The sequence below is a fragment of the Paenibacillus sp. 32352 genome (assembly GCF_002042965.1).
GTDB classification, from domain to species: Bacteria; Bacillota; Bacilli; order Paenibacillales; family NBRC-103111; genus Paenibacillus_S; species Paenibacillus_S vulneris.
On record NZ_MZNT01000005.1, the window covers coordinates 411,208 to 426,180 of the forward strand.

A 14,973-nucleotide genomic window follows, 5' to 3' on the forward strand; every position below is an offset into this window, starting at 1 on the left:
AGGCTATAGATCTCCAAAATCATAATCATTAAGCTCATGCAGCATCTCCCTTTCTTCCTCGCTCAATGGCTTCTGCAAGGTTGCGCCTACTGCGTTGGCATCCAACCCCCACAGATCGCCCATCATCTCTGCGACGGCGGCTTTTTCCCTTGGCTCGAAGGCCCCGAACGCCCTTCGGAGGAACACAAGGGAACGTTTGAAGGCTTGCTGGTCCAGCTGCTTGATGTATAAGTCAAGCTGCTTCCACAAGACCGCCCGGGAAAGGAGCGCATATCGGTTGCGCATGGACAGTCCCTCAAACCAGCCGGCTCCGAGATCTACAGGAATGCCCGGCGATAGACGGCGCGACACTTCCTGGGCCACTTGCTCCTCTTGAAGCTTGCTTTGCTCCAGCAGGATGGCAAAGGCAAATCCCGACAGCTTCGCATTCCGGTCATCACGCGAAGCCAGCTCCTGAAGCTTGGTCTGCCATAACGCATCGTCCACATCGTTGTAATGCTCCTGTGCTATGCCGTGCATCAGCTGAATCGCTTCCGCCACACCTCGGGCAGCATCATCATTGCAGGAAGCAGCGCTCAGCAAAAGAAGCGTTCCGCGCAGGAACAGCTGTCCAAGCAGCGGTACGAGGGCTGACGTCTCGATCCGGCGGATGGAACCGTAGCCGATCAGCACAGACAGCTCGTAGGCGGAAGCTGCAATCTGCTCGAAGCTTCCCGCTTCTACTGCCAAACCTTGCAGCGCAGCTTTTGCCTGCTCCATCAGCGGCATAAGGGCGCATTCACACGCCGCCCGGATGATCCTGGAGGCTTCGGCGATGTCCGTACACGCGTCAAGCCGCTCTTTGAGCACATAAGCCGCAGCCAGCTCGATCGTCTCTCCCTTTAATGTGGACTCGACCGCTTGAATCTCCGCCTCCGGAGTCCATTGCAGCGTCCAATTCTCCGCCCACGTTGCAGAGTTCTGCTGAACACGCTGCTTCTTGGCAAAATCTATGCCAAGGAGCTGCAGCCGATGCAGCAGCACGGAACGGTTCAGATCCAGGAAGGCGGCCTCCTCCGACTTTACTCTGCGATTTTCCCGCAGATCCAGCTCCAGCGTAGCGGCAACCGTTGTCCTGTACTTCTCCAGCTTGAGCCGCTTCAGCTCTCGGTTTAAATCATCCTGAACCGGAGTCTGGCTGACGCCCTCCGGCAGCTGCCCGATGGCCGTTCCTACATTCGTTCTTGCCAGAGCCTCCGAGATGGTAGACAGCTCCCCATAGCCCAAGCAGACGACGGCCGCATCCTGCAGATCCCTCCATGTAGGATGATTGCCGTCATGAAGCGCTGCAAGCGCCTCTGCCAGCCGCACAGCCTCAATAAGAGAGGCTGTGGAGCGATAGGTGCCGTGAGCCCGCAAGTGAGCGGCAACCTCGGAGAAATACAGCGACGGCAGCCGGCCTAGATCCTCCGCCTGCAGGCATCTCCAGAACAGCTCGAAATAGGCCGGGGCTTGATTGCCCGCACCGTATCCGGAATGTGTGGACAGCTTGTAATAGGAATAGGGCATTAAGGTAAGCTTTGTCTTTGCTTTGGGCAGCGCCTTGAGCTCCGCATCGGTCATCAGAGGCAGGCGCAAATCCATAGCCGAAGCATGGTGAGCACCGGTTACGACGACGATCCGCTCCGGATCGTGACCTGCCAGAATAGCCTTCTGAATGTTCCTCCGCATGTACGATTCACGGATCTCATTGTAGGCTGCTTCCTGTGGAGCCAGCTGCCATTCCTGCTGTTCCGTCAGCTCCCTCATTTGTTCGGAAAACCGATGTATTCCCGAACGATAGGCACCCTTCGTCAAGCTATGCTCAAAATGACGCTCCCAATAAGCCTCGTAATCCGGTTCTCCGGATAACTCGGTGACACGCTGATAAAGCGTTCGCTGCTGCTGCCAATAAGTCTGTAGGGCATCGGAGCCTTCCGGATAGCGGTCTCTTTGGTTATGCTCCTCGTCACCAGCGCCTTCTTGATCCGAGAGTCCCCCGTTTCGCTTCGTCTCGTGCAATGCCAGACTTTGTGCTGTCGGCAGATCGATGAACGACGCCAAGGCACCGTTACGATTAGCCCATTGAAAAGCCTGGTATTCGGGAGAGTATTCCGCATAGGGGTACAGCAAGGTCCGTACCGGAAGCTGGTCCGTATAGGCGAGAATCGCTACAGGAGGAACGACGCCCTGCGAAGTGATTTCGGCAATGAACTCCGTCGCATCCCCCGGTCCCTCTATCAATACGGCCGTCGGTTGGATTTCGTCAAGAAAGGCAAGCAAGTGATAGGCGCCGGCCGGAGATAAATGTCTGATGCCGAATACATGAAACCCTTGATCGCGGCTTAGTTGTTCATCTCCGAGCACGCGTAGTACAGATTTCGCCATGTCGCTCCCCGCTTTTTCATCACATTTTCCAAATACTCTTTCCATACCAGACGATCTTTTTCTTCATCTTTAACAATAGCGCCCTGCAAGCCTGCTGCAATATCCTCTTCGCTGATGTGCCCGTTCCCGAAGCTGCCGGCAAGAGCCATGCTGCCCGTTAGCAGGGAGATGGCTTCCGCCGTCGATATGACGCCGCTCGGCCCCTTGACTTTCTCCTTGCCGTCCAGCGTCATGCCGCTGCGCAGCTCGCGGAATATCGTCACAACCTTGCGTACCGCTTCTTCTTCCGGAAGCGAGGCGCGCAGCTCGTAGCTTGCGGAGATTTCACCTACCCGCTTGCGCACAATCTCCACTTCCGTCTCGATGTCTGACGGAGCGGGCAGCACAATAATATTGAAGCGGCGTTTCAGTGCCGCCGACATCTCGTTCACGCCCCGGTCCCGCGTATTGGCAGTCGCAATGACGGAGAAGCCTCTTGCTGCCGACACCTCGCGTCCCAGCTCGGGAATGGAGATCGTCTTCTCGGATAGAATCGAGATCAGAGCGTCCTGGACCTCCGATGCACAACGGGATATCTCTTCGAACCGTGCAATGCCGCCTGTCTCCATCGCCCGGAAAATGGGGCTTTTAATAATCGCCTGCTCGGAGGGGCCTTGGGCTAACAGCATCGCGTAATTCCACGAATAGCGGATGTGCTCCTCGCTGGTGCCGGCCGTTCCTTGTATCACTTTGCCGGAATCCCCATGGATCGCGGCAGTCAAATTCTCCGATAACCATGATTTCGCTGTACCCGGTTCCCCTATCAGCAGCAGGGCACGGTCCGTTAGCAGCGTGGCGATGGCCATTTCGACCAAACGCTTATTCCCAATGTATTTTGGCGTGATAGGAACACCCTTCACTTCGCCGCCCGTCAGAAAGGTGAGCACCGCTTTCGGAGAAAGCTGCCAGCCTGCAGGTCTCACATCCTGATCGAAATCCTTTAATACCTCCAACTCCTCCGCATACAATCGCTCGGAAGGTAATCTTACAACATCTTGCTTCTGATCCATTCCCATAATCCCTGTCCCTTCTCTTGGTTATCCTGCATTTGGTTTGTATCCGGCTTTGCCGCTATGATCTCGGCTATTTCCAATATTTGTTCCTTCAGGCTTGGATAAGTCAGCTGCTCCGCGTGCCGTCTAAGGCGATCGGCATATTCTCTTGGCAGCAGGGAGAGCAGGGTCAACTGCACGCGGTCCAAATAGTAGTACTGTTTGTTGCCGCCCTTTTCCAAAATATCCATAAGCAGCTGCGGCGCCCGCGGCTCCTGCATGCCGAACAGCACCAACAGCATGTTGGACGTCTGCCCCCGGTTAAATTGCGGCTGCTTCTCGCATTTGGCTGTCAGGTACTTGATGACGTTCGTATCGGGCTCCTGAACCAACCGGCAAACCAGATCGGCTTCGTCCAGCTCAACGAACAGCTGAACCCAGCGAGGATCCCAGACGATACTTTCCTCTGCTTGAAAAGGTTCGTACTCCAATCGTCCCGGGTACCAGCGCGTTTCTTCCTGGAAAGCACGCAGCAGCGTCTTGGCTGCGGATTGCTTTTTGTTACGAAGATCGTTGTGAAATTGTTCATATACGTCTTCCGGTGAAAGGATGCGCAAGGCTGCCTTAAAGCTGTAAGCGATGAATTTCCCGTGGAATGCTTTATGCAAGCTCACCGCAAACTGATAGGCTTCCGGCAGATCGATATCCAGCAGCAGCTCCGCTGCCGCCTCCTGGGCCGCTTCGGTTTCTGTCTTTATGAACTCCGGCGCAGACAGCAGCTTTTGCAGCAGAAGTACGACTTCCGTCGTTTGCTTTCCTTCCAGACTCCGGATATCGGCAAGCAGCTGTTGAGCCGCTTCCTCCACGTTGCTCTGCTGGATGATACGCTCTAGTGCATGCTCCGCGTGAGCGATAAATTTAAGTGTCAAGCTATGGGATTGACACCTTCGGATCGGCTCGATCGCCAGCTCGTGATCCTTCGATACGAGCGCATGGTAGAGCCGTTCTGCCGCCGGTTCCGAACCCAGCCGCGCCAGAGCGAACAATGCTGCGCTCCGGATTTCCTTCTTCTTATCATCGGCCTGCGCCAGAATGTAGTCGATTTGTTCCGGATAATCCCCTAACAGCCCGATAGCAGCCGCACGTACTTCCGTCGATCCTTCGTGAGCCGCCTGCCTTAAGAAAGCCAAGTCCTCGCCGGGCAGCAGCTCATGAATTAGCTCCAGGCGGCGGGCATCGCCACGGCCTCCGTCCAGCTTGAACTGCTGGAGCAGCACAGGCAGCGCTTCTTGCCCGTAAGCGGGAATGACAACGCGCTGAATAAAGTCCGGAATTTCGCTGTAGCTGTCGTCAAGCGCGCTGACTGCAGGCGCTATGGAACGCAGGTCTTGAAACAGCCCTTCCTCCCAGCCCTGTTTCAATAGCTCCAGCCGCCCCTGTCCTTTGGACGTCAAGGCTTGAATCAATGGAGAGAGCTTTCGATAAGGCAGTGCGGTCGGCAGACTGGCGTCGGTACCAGTGACAGGAGCTAAAGGCTCTTTAGACTCTGTTCTGCCGAGCGTATGCAGGATGGCACTGAGAAGCGTTCCCAGCTCAAGCAGCTTTCGGGCGGCCTCACCGGAATCGGCTGTAACCACCTGATCGACCGACTGAGCCAAGCGCCCAAAAACCGGAACCGATTCGGCCTGCAGCTGCAGCTGGGAAGCCAGCTTCTGCAATCGCATGTCTCCTGCCGCTACGGTGCTGCCCGCTATAAACAAACGCCGCACTTCGTTCTGCAGCTCAAACAATACATGTAGACTCATAATTCGTCTCCTAATGATTTCATCAATACAGCAAGCGGATGATATTGTCCGCTGTGACAATACTAAGAGGCTGCGCCTCCAGCCTGTTCCGCTCCATGTTATGCCCGAACATGACCAGCATCGTCTGATTACGAACATAAGATCTGTTAATAATCGGCAGCATAGGAGTCGTCGGCTCATTCACATATGGGATGTCGGCCAAAGGAAGCTGCGAGCCCTGGGAATCGGTAAGAACATAAGATGTATCTGTCTTAAGCAGCTCCTTAAAACGCAGGAGGGCCACCGGGTTTTTATCAGACAAGGGATTTTTGATCTGATTTTTTATTCGCTTCGCCAAATCCTTGAAGGATGACTCGGCGGACTCCACAACACGGCTATAATCTTGTGGCTGGACCTCGCGAAAAACGGCTTCCTCCCAGCGGACCCGTTGGTTAAGCTCCCCAGGGTACTCAGCCAATTCCTTGGCCCTTACCACTTGGAAAGTCGAATCCTCTTCACGGATATACTTCGTCGCCCGGAAAGGGCGATACGTTCTTGTGATATGGATTTGGCCTGAATGCAGGTCGAACCAATACCCCTCGTCCACATATTCACCGCGTGAAGGCTCCGAATAGGAACGAAACGCAAGCTGTAGCAGCTCTACATCGGCGCGGACGCGCCCCTGCTCCCTGAGCTCAGCCATTTGCCAAGCGTGGCCGATCCGTTCCTCCAGTATCGTACCGGAATCCGCCGGCAGATCCGGGTTTTCGAGTCTGCCATTTAGGTAGGCCTTGCTTTTATGAAGCAGCGAATGCAGCATGGTCAGCTGTTCAATGGCTTGCGGATAGGCGGATTCACTCTCTTTGGCCGACCGGAGCTGCTCCGTTAATTGGCGAATAGCGGTCTGGATGCCCGGAATATAATAATTGCCCAGCTCCTTCGCCTGCTCATCCGCGGTTTGGAGCGCTTTTTTGTCCAAGCTGCCCAGCCCCTGCTGTGCGAGCTGAAGCACCAGCTTTTCCCCAATAGCAATGCCTTCCAATTGAGCCGCGATTTTTTTGACAAGCGCCGCCTTATTCGTCTTCTTCTTTGCGGGGGGAGTCCCCGAAGCGGCGGCTTCCCTCTTCTTCTCCTCCCGCTTTTCGGCCTTTTCCCGCTTCTCGGCAAGGTCTGCGGGGATCGGAGCGATCTCGAACGCTTTGCCGGCTGTGTAAGCATACATTAGTCCCAGATTATGCTTGCAGGGAAATTGACGGCTGGGACAAGAGCAGCGGAATACAGGACTGCCCTCATTAGCCCAATCGACAGAACAGCGGTAAGGCTCTTTCCCGCTTCCCTTGCATTCTCCGAATAGGACGCTATGATCCTCTGATTTGCACAATAATGGAAAGCTGTTCTTTTTCACTAAGTCTTTCCCATTCTTAATGGCAGCGCTGTTCAGCGCCAAACTATCTACGTAAGCTTCCGTTAACTGCACCATAATTTCCCTCGCGTAAATGGATTGTTCTCTGATTTATTTCCACACTATTCCTGATTTACCTTCATTTTTGCCCTTTACCGCAGCACAGAACATGTATATGGTACACGTTGGAAAATCATTCATAATCAAGATAATTTACGAAGTATGAATGTCGAAATATGACGCAGGACCCTTTTTTGTATGTATATGGAACTATCCAGAACCATTTTTCACTTGAAGGCTAGTGCTTAAGTTGTGATTTTGTTCTCGAGTGGCATCCGGAAGAGCATAATGGCTTTTTTCACGAAAAGCATTCTTCTATATAAAAAAACCAGCAAACCTTAAGGTTCACTGGTTTCTTAAGCCTATGCCGGCGACGTTTATCCATCGGGTTCGAATCGAGACTAAGTATAGCGTCTTCGGTATGCCGATGGCCTTTATTTGTTGTGAGGTACCGTGACTGTCGCTGATTGTACAGCTGTATTCCCGGCGGCGTCAGCAGCCGTATAAGTGATGGTATATACACGCCCGTTTCCTTTGCCGGATCGCTCGGCACGAAGCATGAACTCCGTGTCCAATGTGCCGGGCTGCGCACCTTGAATGTCATCTGCCGTATCCCCATCGCCTAATCCATTATCAGGCTCGCTGATGGTGATAGAGGTTAGAACGACCGTCGAAACGCCCGAAAGGCTATCGTCGGCACTGACCGATGCTTTCACAGGGATCATTTTGTGATTGGCCGGCCATAACTCGGTTTTATCCAAAACAAGGTTTAAGGTCGGTGCCGTTTTGTCAATTCTAACGAGTACGGTATGAGGTGCTTCAGCGCCGCCTTGGTTGTCTGCGCTCCAGTAGGTTAGCGTATGCGTTCCTTCATTAGATAAGGTAACGGATGTACCCTTTTGCTCTGCGCCGCCATTCACCGTGTAATAGGTACCGCCCACGCCGGAGCCGTTGTCTTGAGCCGTTAAGGTTACGGTAACGTCATGATTGATCCAGCCTGCGGGAGCATTGTCAGTGGTTGTCGGCGGAACGGAAGAAACTGGCTCATTCACTACGGCAAGACGAGGTGCAGGAGGCTCCTCCATGTCGGTTCCCAGGTAGAAGCTTGTATGGGGCGGCTGGTTATACCCTGTATTTTGCCATGCGACTCCCAGGCGATAGATCGGATCATGCATGAGCGTACGAAGCCGCGTATCGGTCACCGAGGTTGTCGTATAGATGCGGAGCTCCGTGCTGTCCGTATTTCTCCAGATCACCTCTTCCCGCCAATCGCCAAACAGGTCCGCCTGCAGGTTGGGCGTAGCCTTGGTGCTGTTATTGGATAAAGCGCCTTCGGCCGTAAACAAACGGTTCGTCTTATGGTTGACATAGTCCCATTTGTCAATGTGGTTATCGTCCAAGAGCTCACGGCTCAAGTCGCCGTCCCACCAGATCCCGAAGTTCGTGGAGCTTGGAATCGTTGTGCTGATCAGCTCTCCTTTTGCACTATATAGACCTGTAAGCGGGATATGCTGGGCATCGGTAATCGTTGCCGACCACATTTCTTCCCCCAAATAATTCGGGTCGATATCTGCCGACATGCCGCGTCCGGTATCGATTCCCGTCCATACGCCCCATAGGATTTCACCCGTTCGAGCGTCTCTTAATTCCATGCCGTAAGGGGAATTGGTGTGTTCATGCACATTAAAGAACTCCAGGCCCGGTCTCGATGGGTCCAGATCTCCCAGATGCTGGGCGTCCCCGTGACCAAGTCCCGTGTTATAAAGCGGCGTTCCGTCATCGTCGATAGCCATAGCTCCGAAAGTGATCTCATCCTTGCCGTCGACGTCCACGTCCCCGATCGACAGGTTGTGATCGCCCTGCCCGGTATAAGCTTCACCGATTCCTTCATCATTGGTGTCGAAGCGCCATCTTTTCTTCAACGTACCGTTCTTGAAATCATAGGCGACGATCACGGTTCTGGTATAATAGCCCCTGCTGACAACTAAGCTCGGATGCTCGCCGTCCAGGTAAGCGACTGCAGCCAGGAAACGGTCCACCCGGTTGCCGTACGTATCCCCCCAGTCGCCGACGACTCCGCGAGGCGGGTCGTAGCTCGTTGTTGTGACAGCTTTGCCTGTCATGCCGTCAAATACCGTTAAGTACTCCGGTCCTTGGAGCACATAGCCGCTGCTGTTCCGGTGATCTGCTGCAGGATCCCCTATAACGGCACCTGTGCCGTCGATTGTACCGTCGGCCGTTTTGAAAGCGACCTCCGCCTTGCCGTCGCCATCCAGGTCATACACCTGGAATTGGGTATAGTGAGCTCCCGCACGGATGTTAGGACCGAGGTCTATGCGCCATAGCCTCGTGCCGTCCAGCTTGTAAGCATCCATATATACATTGCCGGTATATCCGGATTGCGAGTTATCCTTGGAGTTGGTAGGATCCCACTTTACGATCAATTCATAGGTCCCGTCTCCATCCAGATCGCCGACGCTGGTGTCGTTTGCGCGATAAGTATAGGCTTCTCCGGATTTCGTCACTCCTCCATCAGGCTTCTGGATAGGAACGGACAAATAATTGTGCTGCCATACGGTCACATCTTTGGAAGCAGCCTTCTCTTTACCGCCGATCATCGTCCTTAACTGATACACAGACGAATCCGTGCCGGCTTCATCGAGCAGATTGGTAGCTCCTGTCAGTGGTTCTGCATTAACCTTGACCCCGTCGCGGTACAGATTGAAAGCAATGTCGGAGGGGTCCGTTCCGAGCATTTTCCAGCCTACATACACTCCATGATCTTGTTGAACCGCTACCAGCGCCCGATCGAGATATTCGGCTTGCCGGTACAGCACGGTAACGGCCGGTGTTGCCAGCACCTCGGATGGACCGGAGATGCCGCCTGCACTGACAGCCGCTACTTTGTAATAGTAGGGAATCGTCGTTAGCACGGTCTTATCGGTGTAGCTAGGCTGATGGGCTTTCCCAATCAGCTCGAAGGTGCTGTCGCTCGACTTCGCGCGGTAAATGTTATAGGTTTGGGCACCTGCCGCGGCGTCCCAGCTAAAGGTCAGGTCGTTCTTATTGACGTTCACCGTCTGAAGGTTTCCTGGTACGGCCGGTATTGGAACATTCGGATCAATCATGGATACGATGAGCGAAGCGGATGGACCGGTTTCCGTGGAAGCCGCATCTACCGTCGTCACTTGATATTCGTACTCCAGCCCTACATCAACCGTGCTATCAACATAAGCAATTGTCGAAGCGCTGCCCAGCAGCTGAAACTTGAGCGATCCGGCAATTCTGCGGTAAACGTTATATTGGGCCGCATCCTCAACCCCCGTCCACGATAATGAAGCGGAAGGCTGCTCTGGATCTGTGTTCTTCGCATCGATCTTCAGATTAGTCGGCGCCATCAGAATCGGAGTAATCTCCAGACCGTTAACTATCGCCGTTGCACCCCCGAATTTGAAGTTCATTTGGCCGTCATTAACGGAGATCTGGGAAATGATCTTTTCGGTAACGGATTTATTGCCTGCCGACACGGTTCCGTAATCTTTCCCTTCGACGGCGACGCTCGTTCTGGCGCTTCCCAAATAGTCGCCGACATACAGCTTCGCGGAATAAAGACCGTTCGGCAGGTCGACCATGAATTCCCAGCCGACATTGAAATACCCAAGCCAGTCGCGGAGAAGGTCGGTGCCGGTAGCGCGGTCGCGGCCGATCATTCCTGTCGGGTCCTTAATCCCGTAGCCTCTTTCGGCCGTGTATACAGTAGAAAGATTTACCCCCGTATAACCGTCTTGAACGGGTGAAGCGGCCAAACCGAAATCGAACAAGAGCGTGGCGTGCTTCGTGACGATAACAACAGCGTCCGATTTCTCGGATTCGCCTCTGCCATTCACAGCTGTCACGACAACGTGATAGGTTAGCCCTTCACTCATCCCTTGAAGCGTTAGAGTCGGAACGGTTGATGAGCCTACCAAGACGTAGTCGTTGTCGGAGGCCAGCTTTCTATAAATTTTATAAATATCTGCACCTTCTACTGCATTCCACGTCAGTACAGCGCCTGCATTGCTGATACTGCTTGCCATAACTCCCGTCGGCTTCACCGGAAGCTCCGCAGGCGGTTCAACATCCGTGACGTAGGCGGATAACGGGATGTTCAAACCTTTTATTCCCCCTGATAGGAGACGTGCGATCTGGATGGCTCCGTATTCCTGGAAGTGCGTATTGTCCGAGCTTCCGTTCGGGAAGGCTGTATAGACTCCGGCAGGAACATGAAGGAACACGGCCAGCGTGCCTATGGGACCGATCGTGTCATAGTAAGCCCGGCTTAATGTGCTGAGATCGACGAGCGGGACGTCCATTTCTTGAGCCAGCTCTTTCATCGCATTCACGTACGCCGGAAAGCTGACGTTAAAGCTGCCCGTTGTCGAGTTATAATCCCTCCGTCCGACAGGGGTTACCAGAATCGGTACGGCACCGCGCTGCCTGGCGCCAGTAATATATGTTTTTAAGTAATTTTTATAGTCCTCGGGGGAAGCATAGCGTTCCGGGATGGACACGGTCGCATCATTATGTCCGAACTGGATCAGGAAGTAATCGTTGGGCTTCAACGCCCGCAGAATGTTATCCAGGCGCCCTTCCAGAAGGAAGCTTTTGCTGCTGCGGCCTCCAATGGACTGGTTGCTGAAGGTAATGTCGGGAGTGAAGTAACGGGAGATCATCTGCCCCCAGCCCGCTTGAGGCTTCCAATAGGGATCGTAGGTTTGTACGGTAGAATCCCCTGCGATATACACGGTAGGTGTTTCGCCTGCTGCCCTCTCCGCTAGTTTGGAAATGACCAGACCGTTAATTTTGGGCGCAGATCCCGAAAAGAGGATATTCAGCTGTCCGTCAACAAGCGCGACTTCGAATGTCTGCTCCAAATATTCGCCTGCAGCCTTCGGAGTGAGGGCAATTTTATTCGCTGTCATGCCTTCAACGGACACAGCCACTTCCGTTGCGGCATTGGCATCCCCTGCGATGACCGTTACGGCGTAGTCCCCGTTCGGCAGATCGACATTAAAGGTCGTGCCGGCAGGCGACAAATAATCGGATTTCAACGGATCTGTCGTGCTGCTGCTGCCGGAACCGACAAGAGCAGGATCGGCAAAGCCGTATTTCAGCTGAGGCGTATATGCCACGGGAGCCGCGATACCGAAATAGCCGTCAGCTACAGGGCCGGGTCCGAAGTCGATTTTCAGCGGAAAGCCTTGTGGAAGCTCGGCGGGAGCAATGTATACGGTGCTTGCAGCCACTCCGGAAGCCTCGGAAACTCCTGCTGTATTCGAGGCCTTAACCTGGTAGTAATGAACTATGGAGGTATCGACAGCAGAATCTGTAAATGCAGCCGCAGTTACCTTGCCTAGCTCGGTGAAGGGTCCAGCTGCCGCTTCCGAACGGAATACCGTGTAGCTGGCTGCACCATCCGATGGCGACCATTGTACAACCACGCTGTTCGCATTGACACCGCTTACAATTACATTCGCCGGGGGTGCAGGAATCGCAGCTTTTTGCCCTACTTGCGCCGTTACCGGACTGCTGGCCGCAGACTCAAGTCCGACTGCATTCAGAGCCGTAACTTGATACGAATAGGCATTTCCGATAGAAACGGCCGTATCCGTGTACGAATTCACCGCTACTTGCTTGATAAAATCATAATTCGTGTCACTGTTCACCGCCCGGTACACGTGGTAGTAGACGGAATCGGTTACGCTGCTCCAGCTTAGGGATACGGAAGCTGCTCCGGGTGTTGCATTGATGTTGGTTACGGTTAAAGCTTGGGGTGCGGACGGTGGCGTCTCGGGCACTTGTTCAATGACAAGACCGTTCAAATAACCGTAGCCTCCGGTGGCGCCTGTAGAGATATCCACGGTCAGCTGCCCGTCAGTAACCCTGGTGTTGTAGGTTGCCTGTGCGATCGCCGTCTTGGTAGTTATCGTTCCTTTCGTTACCCCCTCCAGAGCCACTTTGGTCTTCGTCTGAGAGGTGCCTGCGAGCAGGTCGCCCGAATACACCGTTATGTTATAGCTGCCGTTCGGGATGTCCGCCAGGAACGTGAAGGCCGAGCCCAGGACAAAATCGTTAGTCATCGCATTGCCGCCCGACCGGTTCCTGGATGCCTGGGCTGACACAAGTCCGTATCCCCGCTCCGGCGTATAGATCATCTGGTCATGAACTTGAGCATAGCCTTCCATGACCGGACTGTTCACCGTGCCGAAGTCGAATTTCTTCACGAATAACTCATCTGCATGGGCGATGGGTTCACTGTAAGGTAAGATCGAGAGTAAAGTTGTGAAAATCAAAAGACAACATAAGAGAGAGGCTGTGAATCTGCTTACCATCCTCTTCATATACGATATTCCCCGCTTTCTTTGTCATTTTCATCAAAAAAGATAACGTGTGCTATTTCTGCTGTCCCCGCTTTCTGAATGGTTTGCCCGGCAAGCTTCTCAAGGTTACATGGCGATCATCTCCTCTCCGGATTCATGATCCTGCAAGAGATCCATTAGTGCTCGCATTTGTAAAAATATTGCAGAATCGCCGGATACCCCGATATGGTTTGCCCGGCGATTCTTTTCCAATCCCTGATTAGCGTTTTTGATAACGCTTGGAAGCTTCCTCATACATCTTAACAATTTGATCGATTCCCATCGTTTGAATCGTTTTTGTAAACTTGTCGTATTCGGAGAGCGGTGTCTTGCCTGTAATAAATTTGGTCATCATCTCGTTCAAGTACGTCGTGATAGGATTCATGACGGAAGCATTCAGCCTCGACTCATCCTCCGTGAAACGCAAGGTTGGAAGCGGGAGCGAGTCGTCAGCTTTCATCCATACGATGTTCGCCTCCTTCTGCCCTTGGAAGGTCAGCAAGGAATCGAGATATCGGCTGTCCTGATTCATGGGACCGTCCATAATGGAGAGAGCATAGGAAGCAAGCGCTTGGTCATACGTCAATTTCGGATTTTTCAAAATCTTATCCGTAAATTTGATCGTGCTGCCCTCTTTCGTATAACTGTCACCCTCTATGCCAAAATTAAACAGATCATGGCCTTGAGGACTGTAGTTAAAGTCCATCCATTGCACAATATACTTGATCTTGTTCTTATCCGCCGAGGAGGTGATCGCTTCTCCATAGGTTAGTACTTTCGTGTTAAGCGTAAAGGTGGAGTACGGCTTCCCGGCAGACCCCGTCGGCCACGGCGTGCCGGCCAGGTCAAACTGCGGATTTGACTCCTTCATCAGGTTAAAGTATTTCCCCATGCCGCTGAATACCCCGCCTTGGTATGCCCCGGCCAGGTTATTGGTCACTTTGTAATCGAAGGCTTTGGAATCGTTCGTCATGATTTCCGGATCGATTAGCCCTTCCGCATACCATTTCGCCATCGTCTCGATAAATTTCTTGTATTCCGGCTGGAGCGGGCCGTAGACGATTTTGCCGTCCTTGAACTGCATGCCGCCGAGCACGCCGAAGGCGGGAGCGAAATCATGAAGCCGGGTCATGTTGCCCGCCCCGTTGTTTCCTGTAAATGGAAGCTCATCCTTCTTCCCGTTACCGTTAGGATCATTTTCCCGGAAAGCTTTCAGGACGGTATACCACTCGTCAATGGTCGTCGGCATTTTTAAATTCAGCTTATCCAGCCAGTCTTTTCGAATGATCAACCCGGCGGTAGCATTCAGTTTCTTGGCATCGCTTCGAATGTAGGGGAACATGTAGATCGTGCCGTCATCCAGCGAAATCTGTTTTTTGATTTCCGGATCGGACTCAATCAGCTTCTTCAGGTTCGGCGCATATTTATCGATGTATTCATTCAGTTTGATGATCCGCCCGTCCGCGAGCATCTTCTCCGGCCCGCCCACAGCGTCGGCCCAATTGTAGTAGATGACATCCGGCATATCGTTCGTGGCAACCAGCAGGTTAAACTGGTCTTTCTGCTGCCCTAACGGCGGATGGGTCCAATTGACCTTAATTCCGGTCAGCTCCTCCTTCTTTTTGTAAGCGGCCATTTCACCGAAATTTTGCAGTGAGGCGGTCAGCTTGGGGTCATTCGCGCGCCAATAGCTGATGGTAATCGGCTCCTTCGTGATAGGCAGCGGAATCGAGGTCAACGCTTCCTCCTTCGTCCCGGGCGACGTGCTTGCACCTGGGGCAGATTCCCCTCCTTTATCGGAGCATCCGGCGAAGAGGCTGGCCGTCATAAGCGTACAGCAGGCAACAGGCAATAGCTTTTTCTTCATTGACACAATCATCCCCATTTATGTT

At 53.3% G+C, this 14,973-nt stretch carries 6 protein-coding genes; all 6 read right to left on the bottom strand.

The genetic code is table 11. The features are described from left to right. Nucleotides 1-3 precede the first annotated feature (3 nt). Nucleotides 4-2,406, bottom strand: coding sequence for a DUF5682 family protein (locus B1728_RS14920; protein WP_079911010.1), 2,403 nt, complete (start codon nt 2,404-2,406; stop codon nt 4-6). Next, the gene (locus B1728_RS14925) at nt 2,364-3,455 is read right to left on the bottom strand and encodes an ATP-binding protein (RefSeq protein ID WP_079911070.1); all 1,092 of its coding nucleotides are present in this window, start codon (nt 3,453-3,455) and stop codon (nt 2,364-2,366) included. The genes B1728_RS14920 and B1728_RS14925 overlap by 43 nt, the downstream gene beginning before the upstream one ends. Continuing rightward, nucleotides 3,431-5,242, bottom strand: coding sequence for a HEAT repeat domain-containing protein (locus B1728_RS14930; protein WP_079911011.1), 1,812 nt, complete (start codon nt 5,240-5,242; stop codon nt 3,431-3,433). Before B1728_RS14930 ends, B1728_RS14925 begins: the two co-directional genes overlap by 25 nt. 22 nt (nt 5,243-5,264) lie before the next feature. Continuing rightward, the gene (locus B1728_RS14935) at nt 5,265-6,701 is read right to left on the bottom strand and encodes a hypothetical protein (protein WP_079911012.1); all 1,437 of its coding nucleotides are present in this window, start codon (nt 6,699-6,701) and stop codon (nt 5,265-5,267) included. Between the two features lie 416 nt (nt 6,702-7,117). Then, entirely contained in the window at nt 7,118-13,063 is a 5,946-nt protein-coding gene (locus tag B1728_RS37230) for a rhamnogalacturonan lyase family protein (RefSeq protein ID WP_306293528.1), read from the bottom strand. A gap of 238 nt (nt 13,064-13,301) precedes the next feature. Further along, nucleotides 13,302-14,948, bottom strand: coding sequence for a type 2 periplasmic-binding domain-containing protein (locus B1728_RS14945; protein WP_079911013.1), 1,647 nt, complete (start codon nt 14,946-14,948; stop codon nt 13,302-13,304). Nucleotides 14,949-14,973: the final 25 nt, after the last annotated feature.

Bases quoted from the DNA above. Each gene is read 5' to 3' on its own strand.
- B1728_RS14920 (WP_079911010.1), bottom strand. From the start codon at position 2,406: ATGGCGAAATCTGTACTACGCGTGCTCGGAGATGAACAACTAAGCCGC.
- B1728_RS14925 (WP_079911070.1), bottom strand. From the start codon at position 3,455: ATGGATCAGAAGCAAGATGTTGTAAGATTACCTTCCGAGCGATTGTAT.
- B1728_RS14930 (WP_079911011.1), bottom strand. From the start codon at position 5,242: ATGAGTCTACATGTATTGTTTGAGCTGCAGAACGAAGTGCGGCGTTTG.
- B1728_RS14935 (WP_079911012.1), bottom strand. From the start codon at position 6,701: ATGGTGCAGTTAACGGAAGCTTACGTAGATAGTTTGGCGCTGAACAGC.
- B1728_RS37230 (WP_306293528.1), bottom strand. From the start codon at position 13,063: ATGAAGAGGATGGTAAGCAGATTCACAGCCTCTCTCTTATGTTGTCTT.
- B1728_RS14945 (WP_079911013.1), bottom strand. From the start codon at position 14,948: ATGAAGAAAAAGCTATTGCCTGTTGCCTGCTGTACGCTTATGACGGCC.